Below are 22,902 nucleotides of genomic sequence, written 5' to 3' on the forward strand. Positions count from 1 at the left end.
TATACACTCTTGTTCTTATGTAAGAGTGGGTAATAAAGCCGTGTTTACAATACGATATTTGTTTATTTTTATTGTAAAAATTACTTCATTTTGAAGCTTTATGTCTAAGAAGCAGAAGAGGTAAACAAAAATTGAATAAAAGTGATTTTACAGTCTAAATGGCTTAAAAAGGGGATTTCAAGTATCTCCAAGAGAAAAACAACAGATTTTTTTTGTTGCCTATCCCCACTTTTTCTTACATGAAAAATATTGGACTTGCGTAAAAATGCTTAAAAAGCATAGCGACAAAGCTATCAACCTACAAGAACTATTATTTAAGGGGGCTACACCAACAGAAAATAGGCGAGATTTTAAAATGTAGACTCTAGAACAAGGGCAAATTCCCTGTTTATAATTATCTTTCAGCCCCAGTTTAATATTTAACCAAGCAAATGAAAAATGAAAGTAGGATTATTTGTACCTTGTTATATAGACCAATTCTACCCCAATGTAGCAGTGTCCACTTTACAACTCCTTGAAAAACTAGGAATGGACGTGGAATTCCCTCTCAACCAGACATGTTGCGGCCAGCCTATGGCCAACTCGGGTTGTGAAGATGATGCCGAGAAAACAGCAGCCCTTTTTGTAAAAAATTTCAAAGATTGTGAATACATTGTCTGCCCTTCGGGTAGCTGCACCTTGCATGTGCGCGACCATTACAAGCATTTCACGATGGATGCCGCTGAGCGGAAAACCTGTGAAAACACGTACGAACTTTGCGAGTTTTTGGTAAAAGTGCTTAAAATAGAAAAGCTTGAAAGCAATTTCCCACACAAAGTAGGCCTGCACCTAAGCTGCCATGGGCTAAGGGGCATGCGCCTAGGCAAACCTTCCGAAACCGTGGAAGAAGACTTCTCCTTTATGAGAGATTTGCTCGATATGGTAAAAGGCATTGAGCTAGTTGAGCTAGCGAGAAAAGACGAATGCTGTGGATTTGGAGGCACCTTCGCTGTTTCCGAAGAAGCCGTTTCGGTAAAAATGGGCACCGACAGAACCCGTGACCACATACAGAGCGGTGCAGAGGTGATCACCGGTGGCGACATGTCCTGCCTCATGCACATGGAAGGGCTCCTCAATAGGCAAAAACAGCCCGTGAAGGTCATGCACATTGCCGAAATATTGAACGGAAATAGGGGTTAGTTAGGTTTTAGGAATTGGAGAGTTAGTTGTTAAGATTTAGCTTAGGCTAACCTCCTTACTGAGCTGTGTGCCACAACCTTCTTGTAGTGTACTTCATCACCCAAAACCCTATCCATCAAAATCAGACAAAAAAACATTCATTTTTATACGACGATACAATTATGGGCCACGCAGAAAAAGCGGCAATATTTAACAAGGACGAAAAGCGAACAGAATGGCACGACGAATCTCTGTGGTTTGTGCGGCAAAAACGAGATAAAGCGGCATGGACAGTTCCCGAATGGGAAGCGCTAAGAAGCCAGGCTTCTGCCATCAAAACCAATGTGATGTCCAACCTAGACAACTATTTGGTCCAGTTTGAAGAAAATGCCCAGAAAAATGGGGTAACGGTGCATTGGGCTTCTGACGCCGACGAGCACAACCAGATAGTTGGCAAGATTCTTAAAAAGCATAAGGTGAAGAAGTTGGTGAAGAGCAAGTCCATGCTTACGGAGGAATGCCACCTCAACCCCTTCTTAGAAAAAAACAACATAGAAGTAGTGGATACTGACCTTGGTGAGCGAATTGTCCAGCTTGCCGAAGAGCCTCCAAGCCATATTGTACTTCCTGCTATTCACAAAAAAAAGGAAGATGTAGGCGAGATTTTCCACAAACATTTGGGCACGCCCAAAGGCGAAAAAGATCCACAAAAACTTACTGAAGCGGCTCGTCAACACCTTCGCGCCAACTTCCTTTCGGCAGATGCGGCACTCACGGGCGTGAACTTCGCCATAGCAGAAACAGGCGGTTTCGTGGTCTGTACCAACGAAGGAAATGCCGACTTGGGTGTTCACCTTGCCCCTATCCACATCGCCTCTATGGGAATGGAAAAGCTCATTCCGAAAGCCGAGCACCTTGGCGTATTCTTGCGCCTACTCGCAAGAAGTGCTACCGGGCAACCTATCACCACATATTCATCTCATTTCCACAAGCCTAAGAAAGGCGCAGAAATGCACATTATAATTGTAGACAATAAGCGTTCGGAACAGTTGGGAAGAGAAGACTTCCGCAGATCACTCCACTGTATCCGCTGCGGAGCTTGTATGAACACCTGCCCTGTTTACCGAAGAAGCGGTGGACATAGCTATGCTTCTACTATCCCTGGTCCTATTGGTTCTATCCTGTCCCCAGGAAAAGACCTCAAAAAATATTCGACCTTGCCTTTTGCCTCTACGCTTTGCGGCTCTTGTACAGATGTATGCCCCGTGAAAATCGACATTCACGACCAGCTCTACAAATGGCGACAGATCATAGCCAAAGAAGGCAACTTGCCAAAATCGAAAGTTCTCAGCATGAAACTGATGGGCAAACTCTTCGCCTACCCCAAACTCTACCGCTTTGCAGGAAGCATGGGACGCTTTTTCCTTCGAATTGCTCCGCGTTTCTTGGTATACAACTCACTGAATCCATGGGGAAAAGCGAGGGAATTGCCCAATGCTCCAAAAGAGAGTTTTAGGGATTGGTATATTAAAAACAAAGGTTGATCACTTAGTTTATGAAAAGAAAATGAACAGTAGAGAAAAAATATTAGCAGCGGTAAAAAAAAATAAACCAGTTTTGACTGATTTGCCCGAAACCAAGCTTTTTGAACGGACAGATGTAGAGTTAATCCCACATTTTAAGGAAGTACTCGAATCTATAGGCGGAAAACTGGTAGAAGTAGCCTACGGCACTAGCCTAGAAGAAGCCATTATCACAACTTGCCCCGACATGAGCACCATTTGCTCAACTATTCCAGATATAAATGTAGCCAACGTAGATATAAATATTACCGAGGTGAAAGACCCACACGACCTCAAAGGTGTAGACTTGGCTATAATAAAAGGAGAATTTGGCGTAGCCGAAAATGCGGCAATTTGGGTGACGGAGGAAGATATGGGGCAACGAGCCTTGCCGTTCATCACACAACATTTGGCAATTGTGTTGGAAAAAGCTTCTTTTGTTTGGAACATGCATCAGGCATATACAAAACTGGATGCGAGAGAAGCAGGTTTTGGGGTGTTCATAGCTGGGCCTTCCAAAACTGCCGATATCGAACAATCTTTGGTAATTGGGGCTCATGGACCTCGAAGCTTGAGCGTGTTTTTGGTCTAATCATTGAACAAAATATCCTTTCAAAAGAAGTAATTAGGTATGAAGATTTCATATAACTCACCTGTAATTCTCACCTATACCTTTCTGTGTGTAGGCGTACTGATAATAGGAGAACTTACTGGGAATGCATTTATGAGCCTTTTCACGGTCAGTAGCTCCATGAATTTACTGAACCCACTTGATTATTTCAGGTTGGTGAGCCATGTGATTGGGCATGCTAATTGGCCACACCTCATCAACAACCTGACCTTCATCCTACTTATAGGGCCTATTTTAGAAGAAAAATACGGGTCGAAACCAATGCTTTATATGATGCTGATTACCGCATTGGTAACGGGTATCATAAATGTACTTTTCTTTTCCACAGGATTGTTGGGAGGTAGCGGTATCGTTTTTATGCTCATCCTCCTTGGTTCAATCGTAAACCTCAGGCAAGGTACCATTCCCCTCACCTTCGTGTTAGTTGTGCTGCTTTTCTTGGGCAGGGAAGTCATAAGCATTTTCGACAATGATAACATCTCGCAATTTGCCCACATTCTAGGAGGCATATTCGGTTCCGTTTTTGGTTTTAAAAGAAACGCGACCATAACAGAGAAGAAATATTATTGATTAAACATAAGCCCCGTAATAAGGTACCAATCGGGCATAATCTTTATTTTGAGGACATCTGTTTGTGAAGTGATCCACCCCCTTTGGTACTACAAGATGGTTTTGGATACACATATACTTCCAAAACACTTTTGTTTGAGTATATTTGGTCGAATTCACAGCGAAACATTACGAAAAATAACAATAACATCTCCCATGAATATATTTTTTCACGCTCCTGTTCTACTTATTGAAAGTTCGGCTCTAACAAGCCTTTACCTATTGGCAGGCGTATCAATTGTTTTAATTGTTATAATCGTATTCATGTATAACAATGCCACAAGAAAACTTAAAAGCAACCTTGCAGTACTTGAAGAAAAACTAACCGAACTAGAAAAACTAGCTTCTAAAAAAGAGGTAAAAATCAAAAAGCTTCAGGCAAAAATCAGCAGCTTAAAAAACGGAGAAGACGATACTGAATCAATCATAGAAGAGCAAGTTGCCATGCGCACGGAGAAGCTGAAAGCAATGAACGAGGAACTAGACCTATTTCTATACAGATCTGCACAAGATTTCCGCCAACCACTCACCACCCTCAAAGGGTTAAACTCTTTGGCAGTCGTTGCCCTCAAAGATGAATTTTCCCGCTCTCTATTCGAAAAAGTAGGGGAAACTGCCTCACAAATGGAGAAGGTACTCCAAAAGTTTTCAATACTCCACGAGGTACTATCTCTCAGCGATAAGCCCAATTTGGTAAATTCAGAAACAGTACTGTTTCATGCGAAAGACAATCTTGAAGATCGTCTCACCCAAATCAATATTGAAAGTGAAATTTCTAAAAACAATGGCAGTTTCAAGTCATACGCCCAACTTATCGAACATATCATCTTCATCTTGCTCGAAAATGCACTAGACTTTGTTAATCCCCATTCTCCAGAAGCACCGTCTATAAAAGTGATGTTGCAACAATCTGCCAGCGAAATGCTAATAAAGGTCAGCGACAACGGAGTAGGTATACAAGAATCCGTTCAGCCACGTATTTTTGAAATGTACTTTAGGGCCAACGAACACTCAAAAGGCAAAGGCTTAGGCTTGTACATAGCAAAAAAAGCGGTTGAAGCACTTGAAGGCTCCATCACATTCGAGAGTAAACTAGGAGTAGGCACTACTTTTACAGTAAGTTTACCAAGCTTTAATTAAAAGTATGCTTAAGTTTCATCTATTTTGCTGCAAATGCTAAGGCTTTTCTACCCACTCAATTTTATTGTTTGGGATAAAGGAAGAATAAACAATGCTTTAATCTACTTTTGCATTAAAATAATTGCATATTCTTTATTTTAAACTTAACTTTTATTTTTGATGCTTTAACTCCTAAAAATACCAACTAGAAACTACACTTTGGGTAATAACAAACTCATACTCCAATCAATCAAGCTGTATATTACGATAGCCCTCAGCATAACAGCCCAACGTGGACTTGCCCAAAAAGAGCTTTCCTATTATGCAGAATATCTATCTATTTCAGAAAAGCAGCCACTCAGCCATATTCGAGCTATTTACAAAGACAGTCTTGGTTTTATGTGGTTCGGCTCAGAAGATGGGTTGATTAAATATGACGGACTTAGCTGCGATAATTATGCCTACCGAGAGGGAGAAGGAAAAAGCCTAACTTCAGCACATATTATCTCTATAACAAGTAGTAAAGGGGCAAATTTCTGGATTTCTACCTTAGGCGAAGGTATAAGCTATTACCACTACCACGAAGATAGGTTCGAACATTTTAGACATAATCCAACCAACCCAAACTCACTAATAAGTGATTATGTCTGGTATGTTTTTGAAGACAGTAAACAGAACCTCTGGATTGGGACAGACAAGGGAATAGATTACAAGCCGGCAGCTCAAGATTCTATTTTCCACCTTACAGCTACTCTAGCTTTTGGGAGTTCACCCAAGTTGAAATATCAGCAATTTAAGGAAGACCAAGAAGGAAATATTTGGGTAGCTACCAGCAACGGAACTGGTTTTTTCCCAAACGGGAATCATGAAAAGTTCATGATGTTTCGGAAAGAAAATATAGACTCCCAAGCCAATTTTACAACTCATATTTACATAGACCGAGAGAACACTGTTTGGATAGGCACTTTGGATGGACTTGGTAGGTTTGATTGGGCTGATAGCACTTTTATTTTTCAAAAAGAAAATGGCAAGCCTTTGATCGAAACTGCTTATCAAAATGTCCAGTATGTTGCTAGTTATGGACAAGACAATCTTCTCCTTTCTATCAACAAAGTAGGACTACTCATCGTAGATAAAAAAGGGACAATTATTAAGAAACTCAACGATGACATAGGAGTAAAAACAAACTTTCAGTCATCTGAATTTAGAACTGTGTATTCAGATGAATCCGATTTTATATGGGTGAGTGACTTTCATAAGACAATTGCTTTATTTACCCCAAATTACTATAAAGTAAACCTTCTCTCTCACAACCTAAAAGATAAAAACTCACTTCCTCACAACAACGTATGGGATATACTTGAAGATTCAAAAGGAAATATTTGGATTTCTACTAACGGGGGAGGTATTTCTTACTTTGACAGAAAAAACAATACGTTTACCAACTATAAAGATATACCTACAAACCGGCTTGCCCATACCCTCATTTTGGAGGAGGGCAAAGGTCTTTGGGTAGGCTCCTGGGGCAGGGGCATCACCTATTTTGACTTCAAAACAAAATCTACAAAAGTCCTGCTCAGCGACCAAAAAGATAATACAACCCTAAAAAACAACCAAGTTTATTACCTCCTGAAAGATCATAAAGGGCGGATGTGGGCTTCTACTTTTGGCGATGGAATAAGTGTACTGGACAGTGGTTCAACTAGCTTTCGACACTACCAAAATGACCCTTCAAACCCAAATAGTATTAGTAAAAACAAGGTACGTTTTATATTTGAAGATAGCAAAAATAGACTATGGTTTGGCACAGAGGGAGGAGGACTTAACCTTTACAACGAAGAAAAAGATGTATTCATCCGCTTCCAAGCCTCCTCAAAGCCCGACTCGCTTTCAAGCAACAATGTGATTACGATTTTCGAAGATTCAAAAGGACGAATTTGGTTGGGAACATTAGGAGGAGGGCTAAATCTTTTTGATGTAAATAAAGCTTCATTCAAACATTTTGGACAAGCTTATGGGCTTGTGAGCAGTACCGTTTCCTCTATAAACGAAGATGATGAAGGAAACCTTTGGCTAGGCACCTCTTGGGGGCTTTACAAATTTGACCCGGAAAGAGAAGAATTCAGTAAATACGACAAGTCAAATGGCTTACAAGGAAATTTGTTCAATTTCGGCACTACCCTAAAGACTAAAAGGGGGGAATTATTTTTTGGTGGATCAAATGGACTCAACTATTTTTTACCAAACCAAATCACTAAAAACACGAGAGTCCCCCAAGTGTATGTTACCGAAATTTATTTGTTCAACAAAAAAATGGAAGTAGGTGATAGCATAGGGCTTCTCTCTCAAAATGCCAATACTGTCAAAGCTATTTCTTTAGAGCCTGGCCAGTCCATCTTCACTATAAAATTTGCCGCATTAAACTACCTCCACCCTGGCAAAAACCAATACGCTTACATACTAGAAGGGCTTGAGGAAGAGTGGAATTATGTGGGGAATAAAAACGAGGCAACCTATACGCAGCTAGAGCCTGGGAAGTATACTTTCAAAGTAAAAGCCTCTAACAACGATGGTGTTTGGTTAGAAACTCCAACCTCACTTATTATCTATGTGCCCCCCCCATGGTGGAAAAGCAAATGGTTTATAAGCATAAGTATTTTCACCTTTGTTGCAGTATTAGTTTTTCTTTACAAACAGAGGATCATGAACCTCAATAGGCAACGCATGCAGATGGAGGCTAAAGTAAAAGAACGCACGTTAGAACTAAATACGGCCTACAAAAAAATAAAAGAAAAAAATGAGGAAGTAAATAGTCAGTCAGAAGAATTACATCAGCAAGCAGAAGAGCTAAGAATCACCAACGAGCAAATCACTTCGCTCAATGCAGCTTTGGAAAACAAGGTGAAAGAAAGAACAGAAAAACTGAGCAAGACGAACAAAGAACTTGATTTCTTCCTCTATCGCTCTTCCCACGATTTCCGCCGACCGCTCACCACGCTTATGGGCATCAGTTCCATGGCAAAGATCTACATCAAAGAAGAATTCTCCATCTCCCTCTTCGATAAGGTACAGGACACTGCCGAAAAAATGGATATAATGCTTCAAAAGCTCACCATGATCCACGACATCAACAACATGAACGAGCTTTCAAAAGCAGTAGATTTTGAAAAAATACTAAAAGATATAGGAGAGCAAATTAGCGACCTTAAGAAAAAGACGAATACCGAACTCAACTTCGTAGCGGAAACTCCCATCAACTTTTTTTCTAAGCTCCATTTCATCGAAATCATCTTATCTAACCTTATCGAAAACAGTATTTACTTCAGTGGGCATCCATTCAACCCTAACCCCAAGATAGATATCATGATTTCCCAAGCTCAAGATGGACTAAGCATAAAGGTGGTTGACAATGGCGTAGGCATCCCCCCCGATTCGTTGCCCAATATTTATGATATTTACTTCAGGGGAAATGAAAACTCCCCAGGCAATGGGTTAGGCTTGTTTGTGGTCAAAAAAGCGGTGGAACGCCTTGAAGGAAGCATCCATTGCGAATCGACAACAGGCAAGGGAACTACGTTTACCATTGTTATTCCCGGGGCTTAGAGCGGTAAAAAGTCAACTTCTACTTATCAGATAGGTATAGAATACAATTTCCCAACAACTATACATGAAGATGAAAAAACTAATTACCTTAAATCTCCTTGTGAGCTTACTTTTTGTTATCAACAATTGCAACTCCAAAGTAGAAGACCAAGCCAGCCAGCAACTCAGCAAAGAAGAACTCACCGAAGAAATAGAATTTTACCTTAAAGACAAACTGCTCCATATTTGGTATCCTCGCATGGTAGACAAAGAAAACGGAGGGTATTACACCAATTTCAACAGTGACTGGACGCTGATGGAAACACAACCCAAAATGATAGTGAGCCAAGCTCGTGGCTTATGGACAGCGAGCAAAGCTGCCGAACTATTTCCCGACGACCCTCGCTACCTCGACGCTGCCCATTATGGTTTTACCGGCCTCCGAGATACTATGTGGGATTACCAGAAAGGCGGCTTTCATTTCTTTGCCCCAAACCCCAACGAAGCCCCATCTGCTATCAAGCAGTCTTACGGCATTGCTTTTGGTATTTATGGACTGGCGGCTTACTACAAGCTCACCAGCAACCCCGAAGCCCTTGAGCTAGCAAAAAAAGCTTTCTTCTGGTTAGATGAACATGCCCACGACGCTGAACACGGAGGTTATTATGATATACTTACTAGAGAAGGGTTAAGCGCTCTTTCCCCTGATTTCAACCCCGAACTGTTAGGTCGTTATGGGGAAATTGCCAACTACAAAGATTATAACTCCAGTATCCATATCCTCGAAGCCTTTGCCGAACTCTATGTTGTGTGGAAAGATGAGCTCTTGAAAGATCGGCTAAGAGAAATGTTGCTGATCACCCGAGACAAAATCATTGGTGAGAAAGGATACATGAGCCTGTATTTTGAAAAAGACTGGACCGCTATTTCTTTCCAGCAAGAAAGCGATAGCGTGATCAAACAAAACTTTTGGCTCGACCATGTCACTTTTGGGCATGATATAGAAACAGCTTACTTACTGTTAGAAGCAGCGGAAGTACTTGGCGAAGAAGTAGAAGAAACAGAGCATTTTACTAAAAAAATGGTGGACTTAGCTTTGGAAAATGGGTTTGATGAAGAATATAAAGGCGTATTTGACGGGGGAAATTATTTCCAAGACGAGGACAAACCACAGATCACCAAAGGCAGCAAAAACTGGTGGTCGCAAGCGGAAGCCTTAAATACCTTACTGATTTTTGCCAAGCATTACCCTGACGAGCCTGTGTACATGGAAGCCTTCCAAAACATGTGGGCATTTTGCAAAGAATACGCCATAGATAAAGAAAACGGAGGTTGGTACGAAGAGACAATAGATGTAACTCCAAGTTCGAAAAACAAGAAGAAAGGCCATGTGTGGAAATCGAACTACCATACGGGGCGCTCCCTCATGAATTGTTATAAAATGCTCCATCAATAAAAATAAAAAAAGAGTGATTTATCCCAAAACTGAAAAGAGGAGAAACTTATCTGACTTTCTCAGGTGTTAAAGAGCTATGAAATTAATCAAAAGCAAAAAATATATACTGGGGCTGGGCTTGGTTGCCCTGCCCATTTTCTTTTTACCCTACAAACAGCTTGCCTACCAAGTATTCCTGCACACATCTATCTATGAGCATACCGTCCCCCTCATCCCCCCTCAGGAAGTCAGCTTGAAACAGGATATCATTTTAGATATCCGAAGCCCTAAAGAATTCGGCGTAAGCCACTTGCCTTATGCACAATTTGTTGATTACGATAGCTTTGATGTTTCCAAGCTCCCATCCATTGAAAAAGACAAAAAGATCGTGGTCTATTGCTCGGTGGGCTACCGAAGCGAGCGGATAGGGGAAAAGCTGCAAGAAGCAGGCTACACCAATGTCCATAACCTAGAGGGCGGTATCTTCCAATGGGTAAATCAAGAACTGGAAGTAGTAGACTCAGCTGGGAGCACCCAAAATATCCACCCATTCAGCAAAGACTGGGGCTTTTGGCTCAGAAATGGCAATCAGGTGATGGAGTGAGGTTGAATGCCTCCTTCATAAAGTTATTCCTTCGAAAGCGGTACATCCCTCCTATTCCAACAGGTTACGCTCACTTTTGAAAAACGCTCATTTACCTATAACTTTGATTACAGAAAAGTAGATATTACCAAAATCAATAAGGGAAATATGTCGATTACAAAAGAAGCCGAACTAATCGGCATGAAGAAGATCAGTGAAGTTGTTGGGACTACCTTAAGACGCATGAGAGAATATGCTCAAGTCGGTATGTCCACAAAGGAACTAGACGAATATGGTGGCTCTATTCTAAAAAGTTATGGGGCAAAGTCTGCTCCTTACGAAACCTATAACTTTCCTGGCTATTCTTGCATCAGTGTGAATAAAGAAGCGGCTCATGGCATCCCTTCTGACAAAACAATTCTAAAAGAAGGGGATTTGATTAACATAGATGTCTCGGCCGAGCTCAATGGTTTTTGGTCTGACAACGGAGGCTCTTTCGTTTTGGGGGAAGATATCCATAACCACCAACCGCTTGTCGATGCCTCCAAACAAATTTTGCGCAAGGCTATTGATAACATCAGAGGTGGAATTAAAATCGCCGATATAGGACACCTGATAGAAACGAACGCAAGAAAAGCAGGTTTTAAGGTTATCAAAAACTTAGCTGGTCATGGCGTTGGCAGAAGCTTACACGAAGCACCTGAAGACATCCTGAACTACAAGGTACGAAGCAACCGAGAAAGATTTAAGAAAAACACAACCGTAGCAATAGAAACCTTTATTTCAACAGGCTCGACTATCGCAGTTGAAAAAAAGGATGGCTGGACCTTGGTTGGAAACCTTGGAGGTTATGTAGCCCAACACGAACAAACCATCCTTATAACAGATTCCAGCCCAGTTATTTTAACCAAGTCAAATGAGATTTGGGATTAGAAGACCCAAATGAGTCACCTGACCTCAGTTTCGGCTAAAGCCGATTATATATCTATCGTTACGGGGCTTAAAAACCCGTCTAGTGAAAAAACTCAATAAAAGTTGGAAAAGCTAACAGTAGATCAGTAGAAATTATTTTGTCCATCAGTAGATGAATGGAAGGGCTTAACAACCTACCCTTACCTCAATGGAATTAAGATTGCTTTTATGGCAAAAAAGCAACGAATAATTTTAAATATGATGAATTAAAAAGTTGCTTAGGAGAATGTAAAGGACAAGTATTTTATTATGAACTTTTGAGGCTGGATAATGAGCTTGTAAGAGTTCATACCGAAAGAGTTATTTGCGAAAAATGTAAAAACAGCCCACTTATTTCAGCAACTCCTTCCGTTATAGATCTCTATATTGGAGTTGAAGAACAAGACCATGCTAAAAAAGAGGTTATAAATTCCCTACTTTAAAAGCAGATATTGCAATACGCTATATGAGAGAAGATATACCATCTGGCAACTTTATGAAGAAAAAGTAAGGGGTAATGCTAATCCCCAAAAGATATAGGCAGATTACTATCAGAAGCTCTAGTTCCGCCATCAATAATTAAAATGGAAACAAAATAAAGCAAGATATTTTTTATTGATAGTCCCTTCTTTTCTAACTCCTACCCTACTGCCAATCATTTCAAATCAAAAGGCAAGCCTCAAGCTCTACAAGTAATTAGCATAAGTATTGAATAAATTTATATATATGCAATATTATATATACATTCAACCGTTACATGTAAAGGTCATCTATTCTTATTCTAAAGAGTAGTACAAGATAATTTTATTCTTGATAGACCTTTTTGATTTCACATTACAGTAACTATTTTTTTTAAATTTTCAACCAATAAAAAGTATGTTTAATTCATTCAAATTATTTTTATTAACATTCTCAGCAATATTGGCTGTATCTTTTTTTTCGTCTTGTAGCGAAGAGTTTGAAGCCCCTAGCACTGAGGGTATGTCGGCAAGTATTGATGGAAAGCTGTGGAGCCCAACTATTATGCCGCAACCATTAATAATGGCTTTACCAACATTACAGGTCGGACGGATGACGGTCAGGTCATCACAATTACCCTATCAGATGATAATACAGGAGTGTATACACTCGAACAATCATCAGTTCATGTAGCAGCCTACACAGAGCAAATAGGAGCAAATGCACATACCACCAATGGTTCGGCAACTGCAGGCGGCACTGTTGAGATAACAGCAATAGATAAAACCGAGGGTTGGATTAGTGGCACATTCTCTTTTACACTTGTTCGCGCTATTGATAACAGTACTGTAAGTGTTACGAATGGCACAATAAATAAAGTACTGATTGGAACAGCTAGTGGAGGGGGATCTAACAGCTTTTCTTTAAAGGTGGATGGTACGGACTGGACAGCTACTTCTGCTATTGCCTATGTAGCACTCGGTACTCTCCAAATCTCTGCTACCAGCAATGATAATAACAAGACATTTAGTCTTTCCATGCCTCCTACAATAACTCCAGGAACATATGATATAGAGTCATTTGGGGATTATTCAGCCCAATACAATATTGGCACTTCCGTATTTTTAACTGCAGATCAGGGTAAACTTATCATAAGTAAGCATGACATACAGAACCGTACCATTGAGGGAACATTTAATTTCGAAGCATCTGAGCTTATAGGTTCTAATACAGCAAGTATTACGGAAGGCAGCTTCTCTGTGAATTACTAATTAAGATTACGCTATGCCTATGATTAGCTAAGATTTTATCAACACCCCGTCCCTAAATTTAGGGTAAACCTTAAGGCCACTGAAGAAAAGCTTCGGTGGCCTTCTTTATGATAACCGTGAGGATGATTAAAAACAGAGTTTGGGCTAAAAAACTACCTAACAGCTCATATCTTGCTATCAATAAGCTTTATTAGACTAAGTTAACTCTACTGCTTATACCTCGCCACGTACCCGTATTTCTTTCGGTATTTGTGCGGGGTTTCTTGTTTGAACTTGTTGAACTGTTTGTGGAAAAAAGGAAGGGATTCGTAGCCGCAGGCAAAACCTACTTGTGAAACGGATCGATCTGTATCAATAAGCATTTTTGCCGCCATGTTGATGCGGTATTCGTTGAGGAAGGTGAAAAACGGTCGGCCCATCATCTTGCTGAAAAAGCGGGAAAAGGATTGCTCCGACATATTTACCAAGTCCGCCAGCTCTTTCACTTGGATTTTCCTATGGTATTCTGTTTCTACAAAGTCGTGGATTTTGCCCATTCTGTCCCCGTACTCGTTGGGCAAATCGTCTAAAAAGCTGGCATCTGAAAGCGTTTTGCTTGGAATTTCCGTCAAGTTCAGGAGCAGTTCCAGCAGTTTTACATAAAGCTCGTATCCCGATAGGTGGTCAAGCTCTATGAGTTTGGGAATGAATTTCCCCACATGTTCTCCCTCGAAAATAATTCCTCTGGAAGCCTTTCGGAACATATCAAAGAGCGTTTCCATTTCCGGCACTTTGGCAAAAATGCCTTTGTTCCATTGCACCACCATCGAACGGGATGCGGTATTTTCCTCCCGATGACTTTTCCAACAATGGGGAAGATTGGAGCGCAACAATACCAACTCTCCTTTTTCGTACGGTCCCACAAAATCGCCGATAAACTTCGTGCCGCTGCTTTCCAAAATATAGGTCAGCTCGTATTGGGGGTGGAAATGCCAAGGTGCGTCAAAATGGTCGTTGGAGTATTCAAACACCAAGATCGAATTTCTTTTCCCAAGCCTGATTGCTTCTAGTTCCGGCTTCATAAATACTCTTTTTTGTTACTGATAAAGATATAAATTTTCCTTAACAAACAGAATAGTTTACTTTTTTATCAAAAAAGGAAAAGTTACGCCCCATATTATTTCTCATTATTGCAAAATGTGTTCTTTACGAATCTGCTTAATAAAGTGCATTATGGAAAGAGTTTAAGGTTTCTTTCAAGAGTTTATAAGATAGAAATTAGAGGTTAGACAAAATGGGAAATAGCTTAAAATAAATATCGAGTTGCTTTTTCCAGCTTCTATCCTCCAACCTCTAGCTTCTGTGTGTTACTTTAATCCAATTGGAAACCGAGTTATCAAGAAATTCATAAAGAATATAAAAACTACCAAAGATGTAATTCTTCGCAAATGGAAGGCTTCAATAGCACAACTGGAGAATGAATGGTAGTAACTATTAAGTACTATTACTAAAATAAACCATCAACAAAACCAGAGTGAATATGGAGCTGGAAGTAGTTAACATCGAGGGGCAAACCGAGCACTGCAAAGCCATTTCTTTTGCCCAACCGTCCCTGCACAAAAATTACACATTCAAAAACCATCCTTCTGTATGTGAGCTCTGGCCAAAAAGAGATCATTTCCACTAAAGAGCTCAACTAATCACAAACTGATAACAAGGTTTGTTACAACTCATTCCAAAAAGACATTATCAATCAAAATCATAAAAGCATGAAAAAAAGCACGCTATCAGACCCATTTAAAGAGGCCAGAGAGGGCAAAGGTATTGGCGAGATGAATGATCAGGATGATCCGGTAAAAATGGTACTTGGGCATAAAGATGTCCGCAAATGTGCTCATAACTGGAAAACCTTCCAGTCGGGCGGAGAAGAAATCGGTAGAATTGTTGTGCCTTCAGAAGTACATATTAGAGATGTTAGGCAAATCCCTTTTGAAGTTGACCCACCAGAACATAAAGGATACAGAGCGCTAGTTGAGCCATGGTTCAAGCGTCCATTAGAAGAAGAATATCAGTCAAAATTGACTGACATTGTAAATGGGGTGGTTGAGGAAGCCCTCACAAAAGGAAGCTTGGAAGTAGTTGAAGAATTCTCCTTGAAACTACAATCCAGAGCGTTGACACTTTTACTAAACATTCCATATGAAGAGTCGGAGCTATGGATTTCGTGGGGCACGCACGTATTCAGAAGTGAAGACACTGCCTTGGATGGCGATAAAGCCAATATATTATACGATTACATTGATGCGCAAATAGACAAAGCGATAGCCAACCCTGGCGAAGACTTATACTCTGTATTGCTAGCTTCTGAAGCGAACGGTAAAAAAATGACCAAAGAAGAGGTGAAAGGCGTGTTGATATTAACTTTTGCCGGTGGTAGGGATACCGTTATTAATGCAGTAACCAATTCTATCGCCTATTTTGCAGACCATCCTCAGTCCTTACAACGCTTGCGCGATGAACCTGAAATAATGAACACGGCCATTGAGGAACTGATTCGTTATTTCTCACCCCTCACCCAAATGGGACGTGTAGCTACCGAAGACACGCAAGTTTGCGAACACGCTGTAAAAGCGCAAAGTAGAATATCCATGTGTTGGGCTTCTGCCAATAGAGATGAACGTGTTTTTGAAAAACCCGATGAAGTCGTTTTAGACCGAAAAGTAAACCCGCATGTAGGTTTTGGTTTTGGCACGCACAACTGCTTAGGCGCAACTCATGCACGTCAAATAATGAAAATCTTATTGACAACCCTTACTGAAAAGGTAGGTTCTATGGAAATTCTCGATTGCAAAGAAAACATAGAAGACCTTGACGAATTTAAACGGAAAGTAGGCTTTGACAACATTCAAGTAAAATTCAATAGACTATAAACTAAATAATCGAGTGTTTTAATAGTGCTCATTATTTTGCTTTTCAGATATTACTGACGGTTGCTAGCGGTCCGCCGCTGCGGTTGCGGGTTACGGGTTACGGGTTACGGGTTTTAATAATGCTGGTTATAACTAGGTAATAAGTTGATTGACTGTTTTTTTTAAAACTAGCAACCAGTAACGAGTAACAAGCAACAATTGAGCATAGTAGTAAATCATCAACAAAGGCTTTATTTAGAAAGTGCAAAAACTTAGTTTACCGAGTACTAAACATAAATCAATAGAAAAATGGCAAAAATAACATTCATAACCAGCAACAACAAAACCATAGAAACTGAAGCAACTTCTGGAAGCGTAATGGAAGTAGCGGTTAAAAACAAAGTAAAAGGAATTGATGGCGATTGTGGTGGCGTTTGCTCTTGTGCTACCTGTCATGTACATGTAAAGGAGGAATTCTGGAATGCTGTTGGAGAACCAAGCGAACTTGAAGCGGATATGCTGGAGTTTGACGATAATGTAAGTGAATATAGCCGTTTAGCATGCCAACTTAAAGTTGATGAAGTTCCTGACGGGTTGATTTTAAAAGTTGCAAAGTAATCACATGACAGTAACAAAGAATCAAGTATGCGCTGTTGTAGGTGCAAGTCATGCTGGAATAAACTTAGCTTTTTCCCTACGAAGAGAAGGCTGGGAAGGGGAAATCATTCTTTATGATATTGATAAAGAATTCCCTTATCATCGTCCTCCATTGTCAAAAGCCTATCTGACAAGTGAAGAAGGTACGGAGCAAAGTTTATTGTTCCCAAAGGAAAACTATGACGATGAAAACATCACGCTAAAACTGGGTATTGCTGTAAAAGGCATCGACCGTAGCAGCAAAATCATTTCATTAAGTGATAATTCGACCCAATCTTATGATAAGTTGGTTATTGCCACTGGTGCACGTCCGTTCATACCGCCAATAAAGGGGATAGATGCCGCCCAAAGCGTGTTTCCAATGCGTACTGCCGAAGACTCGGTAAACATTAGAAAAGCATTTAACTCTTCCGATAAAAAGCGTGTGGTAGTGATTGGCGGTGGCTACATTGGGTTAGAAACCGCAGCGTCCCTTAAAAAGTTAGGCGCTCAAGTGGTTGTGCTGGAGCGTGAAGAACGTATTTTAGCTAGAGTCACCGCTCCAGTAATGTCTGAATTCTTTACAGGATTGCATCAAAACAATGGGGTTGAAATATGCACTAGCAAAAATGTGATTGCTATTGAAAAGCAAGGCGATTGTAACGTAGTAGTTTGTGACGATGGCACTAGGTATGAAGCCGATGTAATTGTAGTTGGTGTAGGTATTAGAATCAATACCGAATTGGCACAAGAGGCAGGCTTAACCATTGAAAATGGTATTAAGGTAGATGAAACCGCCCGAACCAATGATGAAAACATTTATGCCATTGGGGACTGCACCTATCATTACAATCCTCATTACAAAACCAATGTACGATTAGAATCTGTTCAGAACGCTGTAGACCAAGCAAAAACTGCTGCAAAGGCAATTTGCGGACAAGAGGGTGTAGTGTATGATAGCATCCCTTGGTTTTGGTCGGACCAGTTTGATGTAAAGCTTCAAATAGTCGGGCTTTCAAATGGGTACAATGACATTGTTGTGAGAAAAGAAGAAGCCGAAAATAGTTTCTCCACTTGGTACTTTAAAGACGATGAGTTACTCGCTGTTGATGCCGTAAATTTTGCAAAAGCCTATATGTTGGGCACACGCTTTATAAAAAGTGGTCAAGTGCTCGATAAGAATAAACTGGCAGACACAGCCATTCCTTTCAAACCAAACAATTTTGTATAAAAAAGACCTTAAAAAATGCCCATACAATCTAAATCAGCAATAGCTACTGGAGACGGAAAGTTCATAATTGACACCGTTACCATTGCAGACCCCAAAGAAGACGAGATTATAGTAAAAGTAAAAGCAGCTGGGCTTTGCCATACCGACCACGATTCTTTAAACTGGGGAAAGCCCATCGTCCTTGGACATGAAGGAGCTGGAATAGTTGAAAAAGTGGGTAGTGCAGTCACAGATTTCAACCCTGGAGATGCCGTGATCTTGAACTGGGCAACTCCTTGCATGAAATGTTTCCAATGCCAAGAAGGCAACCAGCACATCTGCGAAAACAACTCACCTGTAACTGCTGGAGGCAATGGTTTTACCCCTGGCCATGCACATTTGGAAGGAACAAAGTGGAATAATAAAGCCATTGAACGCTCATTCAACATTGGTACTATTGCCGAATATGCTTTGGTAAAAGAATCGGCTTGTGTGAAGTTGGAAAGCAAAGACCTCTCTATGGCCTCAGCAAGTATCATTAGCTGCGGAGTGATGACGGGCTATGGCTCGGTAGTCAACTCGGCACAACTGACGGCAGGAAGCTCGGCAGTGGTATTGGGAACAGGAGGTGTAGGGCTAAACGTGATCCAAGGAGCAAGAATCTCTGGTGCAGCCAAAATCATTGCCATAGACATCAACGAAAAGCGATTGGAAATGGCGAAGCAGTTTGGCGCTACCCACACCATTTTGGCTGATAGAGACGATAAAGGCTTGATGCAAGCAGCGGAAAAAGTAAAAGAAATGACAGGAGGAAGGGGCGCTGACTATGCCTTTGAATGTACCGCCGTTCCGGCTTTGGGCGCTGCACCGCTTGCCATGGTCAGAAATGCAGGAACTGCCGTGCAAGTGAGTGGTATCGAAGAGACCATCACTATCGATATGAACCTCTTCGAATGGGATAAAATCTATATCAACCCCTTGTATGGAAAATGTCGCCCACAGATAGATTTCCCCAAACTAGTAGACCTCTACGACAAAGGCGAGCTCATGCTAGACGAGATGATTACCCGAACCTATCCTTTGGAAAGCCTCCAGCAAGCTTTTGACGATATGTTGGCTGGAAAGAATGCGAAAGGTGTAATTGTGTTTGAGTAGTCTTTTTTTGAAAATATATCAGAGATTATCACGGTTTTTGACAGTAAAGGCATTTCCAACTATCAATAACGCACATAGTTTCGGCTGAAGCCGAATAGGTATGGTGTTATTCAACGGGCTTTAGCCCGTTGCTAGTGATAAAAGAATCAATAGGCGGGGCTTTTAAGCCCCGTTTGGAAGTAAAAACGATGTTGGCTTTAGCCTAAACTAACTTTTAGCCCAAAAAATCTATACAAATCAAACCGTGATAAACCCTATTGAAAAAGATAAAAACTTGTAACTCGCAGGGCGAACCGTTGAAACCTGCAACCGTCTGCAAAAGCTAAAAATTAAAATACCAATGACTAAATCAATATTCAACACAACAGAGCTTTCCAATCCTCAATTTGAAATGGATGGGCTTCGATTCATCACCGTGAAATCGAAAAACCTGAAGGGCAGAGGCGATATTTGTGTATTTGTCCCCAAAGGAGAACAGTTGGAAAACCTACCCATAGTCACCCTCTTACATGGCGTGTACGGAAGTGCGTGGGTCTGGGCTTTTTTGGGTGGGGCGCATAAAACAGCTCAACGCTTGATTGAAGAAGGTAAAATCAAACCGATGGTATTAGCGATGCCTTCCGATGGTCTTTGGGGCGATGGATCGGGCTATATGGCACACGACGGCAAAGACTTTGAAAAATGGATTGCCGAAGATGTACCCACTGCCGTGAAGGAAAATATTCCTCAAGTTTCGGAAAAGTCTCAACTATTTATCTCAGGGCTTTCCATGGGAGGCTTTGGCGCACTGAAAGTTGGGTCGAAGTATGGAAAGCAATATGCAGGCATTTCCGCCCACAGTTCCATCACCGAAGTGGGACAAATGGAATTGTTTGTTGAAGAGCCCTTGTCGGCTTACAAGCAAAAAGTGAGGGCAAACGAAGATGCCTTTACCAGCATTTTGGAAAACAGGGATAGCCTCCCTCCTCTCCGCTTCGATTGCGGCAATACCGATGAGCTGATCGATTACAACAGAACCTTGCACCAGCAACTAGTGGAAAAGAAAATAGACCATAGCTACGAAGAATTTGAAGGTGGACACCAATGGGAATATTGGCAAGAACATTTGGTGGATACGCTGTTGTTTTTTGATAAGATTAAGTGATGTGCTAATTATCTAATGTGCCGATATGCCGATGAAGGAATTATCCGATCATATAATGATAAAGTGCTGTTTCAATCTATTTCCAAATACTTTTGCGAGCTTCGCTAATTGTTCGATTTGCTAAAAGATAAACCCATTTATAACCTCTCCTTCATGACTACCAAAACCAAAAGAAACATCTCTATAGTAGGTCCAGAAGAATTCACCGACCTGAAGCTGACTCCACCAAAAGCTTATGCGGCTGGCTTGCCCGCAGTAAAAGTAGCCCTTGACCATGCCATGAAGGAAATGGGGTTAACAAAATCGGTGGCTACACTCTCCAAGCTTAACCAAAAAGGTGGCTTCGACTGCCCCGGATGCGCCTGGCCCGACCCAGAAAAAAGGTCATCGTTGGGTGAGTTTTGTGAAAATGGGGTAAAGGCTATATCCGAAGAGGCGACAAACAAACGAGTTACCCCAGCCTTTTTCAAGCAGCATTCCATCACGGAACTTTCCAATTGGACGGATTATGAAATAGGGAAAAGCGGAAGGCTAACTGAGCCTATGATTTTGAAGCCGGGCAGCCATCATTATGAACCCATTTCTTGGGAAGACTCCTTTGAACTAATCGGGGATTCCCTGCGCTCATTAGCCGACCCCAACGAAGCCGTGTTTTATACATCGGGCAGGTCGAGCAACGAGGCTGCTTTTCTGTACGGGCTGTTTATCCGAGCCTACGGAACGAACAACATGCCCGACTGCTCCAATATGTGCCACGAGTCCAGCGGAGCTGCCTTGGGAGAGACCTTGGGAATAGGAAAAGGCTCGGTCACCTTGGAAGATTTTTCGGATGCTGAAGTGGTGATGGTGATTGGGCAAAACCCGGGAACCAACCACCCCAGAATGCTTTCCGCTTTGCAGAAATGCAAAGAAAATGGTGGCAAAGTAGTAACGGTCAACCCTTTGGAAGAAGCTGGTTTGGTTCGCTTCAAAAACCCGCAAGAAGTCAAAGGAGTTATAGGCAATGGAGCTTCCATAACCGACATTTTCCTTCAGGTAAAGATCAACCAAGATGTGGCTTTACTCAAGCTGATCATCAAAAAACTGGCGAAGCTCGATGCTGAAAAAGGAGGCGTTTTTGACCATGAGTTTATCCAAAAAAATACCCAAGGAGCAGAAGCGTTATTGGCTGATTTGGAACAGTACTCGGAAGAAGAATTGCTCCAACAAACAGGCATCAGCTCAGGTAAAGTAGAAGAAACCGTTGCCCTCCTCGCCCAAAAGAAACGCATTATCATCTGCTGGGCAATGGGGCTTACACAGCACAAAAACGGCGTTAATAATATAAAAGAATGCGTCAACCTACTTTTGCTCAAAGGAAGCATCGGAAAAAAAGGAGCTGGCACTTGCCCTGTCCGTGGGCACAGCAATGTTCAGGGCGACCGCACCGTGGGAATTACCCACCATGCCTCGCCAAAGCTTATTGATGCTTATAAAAAAGTGTTCAATTTCGACCCTCCTACCGAAGAAGGGCTGGATGTGGCGCACTGCGTCAAAGCCATGCACGAGGGCAAAGCTAAGGTATTCATCGCCCTTGGCGGGAATTTCCTATCGGCAGCTTCCGACACTATTTATACGGGCGAAGCACTGCAAAACTGCCAACTGACCGTTTCTATCAGCACCAAACTTAACCGAACGCATGTAGTACCGGGGCAAACTTCCCTGATCTTGCCTACGCTTGGTCGCACCGAGCAAGATGCCAAAAATGGGCAAAATAGGTTTGTAACAGTCGAAAACAGCATGGGCAAGGTGCATCAGTCGCAGGGAAGGCTTACTCCCGCATCCGAAAAGCTAATGAGCGAACCAGAGATAGTGACAGGCATAGCCAATGCGTATTTCCAAGGCAAATCCAACATAGACTGGCTACAACTAGGAAGCGACTACGACCTTGTAAGGGAAAAAATCTCCCAAGTGTTCCATGGTTTTGACAACTACAGCGAGCGCTCCAAAAAAGGGGGCTTTGATCTGCCCAACCATGCCCGAATGGGCCATTTTTCAAAACTGCCCGGTGGCAAGGCACACATTTCTGTTTGTCCCCTTCCACAACACGAGCTTAGCCAATCGGATTTCCTGCTGATGACCATCCGCTCGCACGACCAGTTCAACACGACCATCTATGGCTTAAACGATCGCTACCGAGGGATTTATAATGAAAGAAGAGTACTGCTAATGAACGAGAAAGATACCCAAAAACTCGGGCTGAAAAAGCTCGACAAAGTGGATTTGGTGAGCAACTACGACAGCAAAGAACGCCGAGCCAAAAACTTCCTCATCATCCCCTACAGCATCCCCGAGGGCAACCTAGCTGCCTACTTCCCCGAAACTAATGTACTCATTCCCTACGACCAGTTTGCCGACAGGAGCAACACGCCTATTAGTAAATCTGTGAGGGTAAAGGTGGAGAAGGTGGAGTAACCCAAGCTTTCCCAAGACTTATAGCAATAGTCTCTTTCATCTATATTTTCCAATA

18 protein-coding genes are annotated in these 22,902 nt (G+C 41.6%); 17 read left to right on the forward strand and 1 reads right to left on the reverse strand.

Annotated features, from left to right (window positions below; all coding sequences use genetic code 11):
* Nucleotides 1-438: 438 nt before the first annotated feature.
* The 10 genes from R9C00_19195 to R9C00_19240 all read left to right on the forward strand — a co-directional run bounded on the left by R9C00_19195 (nucleotide 439) and on the right by R9C00_19240 (nucleotide 13,360).
* Nucleotides 439-1,179 carry a (Fe-S)-binding protein gene (locus tag R9C00_19195; GenBank protein WPO33827.1) on the forward strand — a complete coding sequence of 247 codons (741 nt, stop codon included), beginning with the start codon at nucleotides 439-441 and terminating at the stop codon, nucleotides 1,177-1,179.
* A gap of 161 nt (nucleotides 1,180-1,340) precedes the next feature.
* Nucleotides 1,341-2,702, forward strand: a complete 1,362-nt coding sequence (locus R9C00_19200) for a LutB/LldF family L-lactate oxidation iron-sulfur protein (protein ID WPO33828.1) — start codon at nucleotides 1,341-1,343, stop codon at nucleotides 2,700-2,702.
* Between the two features lie 22 nt (nucleotides 2,703-2,724).
* Nucleotides 2,725-3,312, forward strand: coding sequence for an LUD domain-containing protein (locus R9C00_19205; GenBank protein ID WPO33829.1), 588 nt, complete (start codon nucleotides 2,725-2,727; stop codon nucleotides 3,310-3,312).
* Nucleotides 3,313-3,351: 39 nt separating this feature from the next.
* Nucleotides 3,352-3,921 carry a rhomboid family intramembrane serine protease gene (locus R9C00_19210; protein ID WPO33830.1) on the forward strand — a complete coding sequence of 190 codons (570 nt, stop codon included), beginning with the start codon at nucleotides 3,352-3,354 and terminating at the stop codon, nucleotides 3,919-3,921.
* Between the two features lie 195 nt (nucleotides 3,922-4,116).
* Complete coding sequence (locus R9C00_19215) at nucleotides 4,117-5,100, forward strand: HAMP domain-containing sensor histidine kinase (GenBank protein WPO33831.1); 984 nt, start codon at nucleotides 4,117-4,119, stop codon at nucleotides 5,098-5,100.
* Between the two features lie 198 nt (nucleotides 5,101-5,298).
* Nucleotides 5,299-8,682 (forward strand): two-component regulator propeller domain-containing protein, encoded by a 3,384-nt coding sequence (locus R9C00_19220; protein WPO33832.1) that lies wholly within the window; start codon nucleotides 5,299-5,301, stop codon nucleotides 8,680-8,682.
* 70 nt (nucleotides 8,683-8,752) lie between these two features.
* Nucleotides 8,753-10,117 (forward strand): AGE family epimerase/isomerase, encoded by a 1,365-nt coding sequence (locus R9C00_19225; GenBank protein WPO33833.1) that lies wholly within the window; start codon nucleotides 8,753-8,755, stop codon nucleotides 10,115-10,117.
* A gap of 76 nt (nucleotides 10,118-10,193) precedes the next feature.
* Nucleotides 10,194-10,700 carry a rhodanese-like domain-containing protein gene (locus R9C00_19230; GenBank protein ID WPO33834.1) on the forward strand — a complete coding sequence of 169 codons (507 nt, stop codon included), beginning with the start codon at nucleotides 10,194-10,196 and terminating at the stop codon, nucleotides 10,698-10,700.
* A 147-nt stretch (nucleotides 10,701-10,847) separates the two neighbouring features.
* The gene (gene map, locus R9C00_19235) at nucleotides 10,848-11,612 is read left to right on the forward strand and encodes a type I methionyl aminopeptidase (GenBank protein ID WPO33835.1); all 765 of its coding nucleotides are present in this window, start codon (nucleotides 10,848-10,850) and stop codon (nucleotides 11,610-11,612) included.
* Nucleotides 11,613-12,637: 1,025 nt separating this feature from the next.
* Nucleotides 12,638-13,360: a DUF6252 family protein gene (locus R9C00_19240; protein ID WPO33836.1), complete on the forward strand. Its 723-nt coding sequence runs from the start codon at nucleotides 12,638-12,640 to the stop codon at nucleotides 13,358-13,360.
* Nucleotides 13,361-13,566: 206 nt separating this feature from the next.
* Here the strand turns inward: R9C00_19240 and R9C00_19245 are convergent, their stop codons facing one another.
* Complete coding sequence (locus tag R9C00_19245) at nucleotides 13,567-14,421, reverse strand: AraC family transcriptional regulator (protein ID WPO33837.1); 855 nt, start codon at nucleotides 14,419-14,421, stop codon at nucleotides 13,567-13,569.
* A 458-nt stretch (nucleotides 14,422-14,879) separates the two neighbouring features.
* On the opposite strand from R9C00_19245, the gene R9C00_19250 reads away from it, so the two are divergent.
* The 7 genes from R9C00_19250 to R9C00_19280 all read left to right on the forward strand — a co-directional run bounded on the left by R9C00_19250 (nucleotide 14,880) and on the right by R9C00_19280 (nucleotide 22,847).
* Nucleotides 14,880-15,026, forward strand: coding sequence for a hypothetical protein (locus R9C00_19250; protein WPO33838.1), 147 nt, complete (start codon nucleotides 14,880-14,882; stop codon nucleotides 15,024-15,026).
* Between the two features lie 82 nt (nucleotides 15,027-15,108).
* Nucleotides 15,109-16,269 (forward strand): cytochrome P450, encoded by a 1,161-nt coding sequence (locus R9C00_19255; protein WPO33839.1) that lies wholly within the window; start codon nucleotides 15,109-15,111, stop codon nucleotides 16,267-16,269.
* 288 nt (nucleotides 16,270-16,557) lie between these two features.
* Nucleotides 16,558-16,866: a 2Fe-2S iron-sulfur cluster-binding protein gene (locus R9C00_19260; protein ID WPO33840.1), complete on the forward strand. Its 309-nt coding sequence runs from the start codon at nucleotides 16,558-16,560 to the stop codon at nucleotides 16,864-16,866.
* 4 nt (nucleotides 16,867-16,870) lie between these two features.
* Nucleotides 16,871-18,115, forward strand: coding sequence for an FAD/NAD(P)-binding oxidoreductase (locus R9C00_19265; GenBank protein ID WPO33841.1), 1,245 nt, complete (start codon nucleotides 16,871-16,873; stop codon nucleotides 18,113-18,115).
* A 15-nt stretch (nucleotides 18,116-18,130) separates the two neighbouring features.
* Nucleotides 18,131-19,249 (forward strand): Zn-dependent alcohol dehydrogenase, encoded by a 1,119-nt coding sequence (locus R9C00_19270; protein WPO33842.1) that lies wholly within the window; start codon nucleotides 18,131-18,133, stop codon nucleotides 19,247-19,249.
* Between the two features lie 340 nt (nucleotides 19,250-19,589).
* Entirely contained in the window at nucleotides 19,590-20,393 is an 804-nt protein-coding gene (locus R9C00_19275; protein WPO33843.1) for an alpha/beta hydrolase-fold protein, read from the forward strand.
* 153 nt (nucleotides 20,394-20,546) lie between these two features.
* A complete protein-coding gene (locus R9C00_19280; protein WPO33844.1) occupies nucleotides 20,547-22,847 on the forward strand; it encodes an FdhF/YdeP family oxidoreductase in 2,301 nt (766 codons plus the stop codon).
* The last annotated feature ends 55 nt before the right edge of the window (nucleotides 22,848-22,902 follow it).

The sequence above is a fragment of the Flammeovirgaceae bacterium SG7u.111 genome (assembly GCA_034044135.1).
Taxonomy (GTDB): Bacteria; Bacteroidota; Bacteroidia; order Cytophagales; family Flammeovirgaceae.

What these genes read in the sequence shown, in the direction of transcription:
- R9C00_19195 (WPO33827.1), top strand. Translation starts at nt 439, where the DNA reads ATGAAAGTAGGATTATTTGTACCTTGTTATATAGACCAATTCTACCCC.
- R9C00_19270 (WPO33842.1), top strand. Translation starts at nt 18,131, where the DNA reads ATGCCCATACAATCTAAATCAGCAATAGCTACTGGAGACGGAAAGTTC.
- R9C00_19265 (WPO33841.1), top strand. Translation starts at nt 16,871, where the DNA reads ATGACAGTAACAAAGAATCAAGTATGCGCTGTTGTAGGTGCAAGTCAT.
- R9C00_19275 (WPO33843.1), top strand. Translation starts at nt 19,590, where the DNA reads ATGACTAAATCAATATTCAACACAACAGAGCTTTCCAATCCTCAATTT.
- R9C00_19230 (WPO33834.1), top strand. Translation starts at nt 10,194, where the DNA reads ATGAAATTAATCAAAAGCAAAAAATATATACTGGGGCTGGGCTTGGTT.
- R9C00_19215 (WPO33831.1), top strand. Translation starts at nt 4,117, where the DNA reads ATGAATATATTTTTTCACGCTCCTGTTCTACTTATTGAAAGTTCGGCT.
- R9C00_19260 (WPO33840.1), top strand. Translation starts at nt 16,558, where the DNA reads ATGGCAAAAATAACATTCATAACCAGCAACAACAAAACCATAGAAACT.
- R9C00_19200 (WPO33828.1), top strand. Translation starts at nt 1,341, where the DNA reads ATGGGCCACGCAGAAAAAGCGGCAATATTTAACAAGGACGAAAAGCGA.
- R9C00_19225 (WPO33833.1), top strand. Translation starts at nt 8,753, where the DNA reads ATGAAAAAACTAATTACCTTAAATCTCCTTGTGAGCTTACTTTTTGTT.
- R9C00_19250 (WPO33838.1), top strand. Translation starts at nt 14,880, where the DNA reads ATGGAGCTGGAAGTAGTTAACATCGAGGGGCAAACCGAGCACTGCAAA.
- R9C00_19205 (WPO33829.1), top strand. Translation starts at nt 2,725, where the DNA reads ATGAACAGTAGAGAAAAAATATTAGCAGCGGTAAAAAAAAATAAACCA.
- R9C00_19280 (WPO33844.1), top strand. Translation starts at nt 20,547, where the DNA reads ATGACTACCAAAACCAAAAGAAACATCTCTATAGTAGGTCCAGAAGAA.
- R9C00_19245 (WPO33837.1), bottom strand. Translation starts at nt 14,421, where the DNA reads ATGAAGCCGGAACTAGAAGCAATCAGGCTTGGGAAAAGAAATTCGATC.
- map (WPO33835.1), top strand. Translation starts at nt 10,848, where the DNA reads ATGTCGATTACAAAAGAAGCCGAACTAATCGGCATGAAGAAGATCAGT.
- R9C00_19255 (WPO33839.1), top strand. Translation starts at nt 15,109, where the DNA reads ATGAAAAAAAGCACGCTATCAGACCCATTTAAAGAGGCCAGAGAGGGC.
- R9C00_19210 (WPO33830.1), top strand. Translation starts at nt 3,352, where the DNA reads ATGAAGATTTCATATAACTCACCTGTAATTCTCACCTATACCTTTCTG.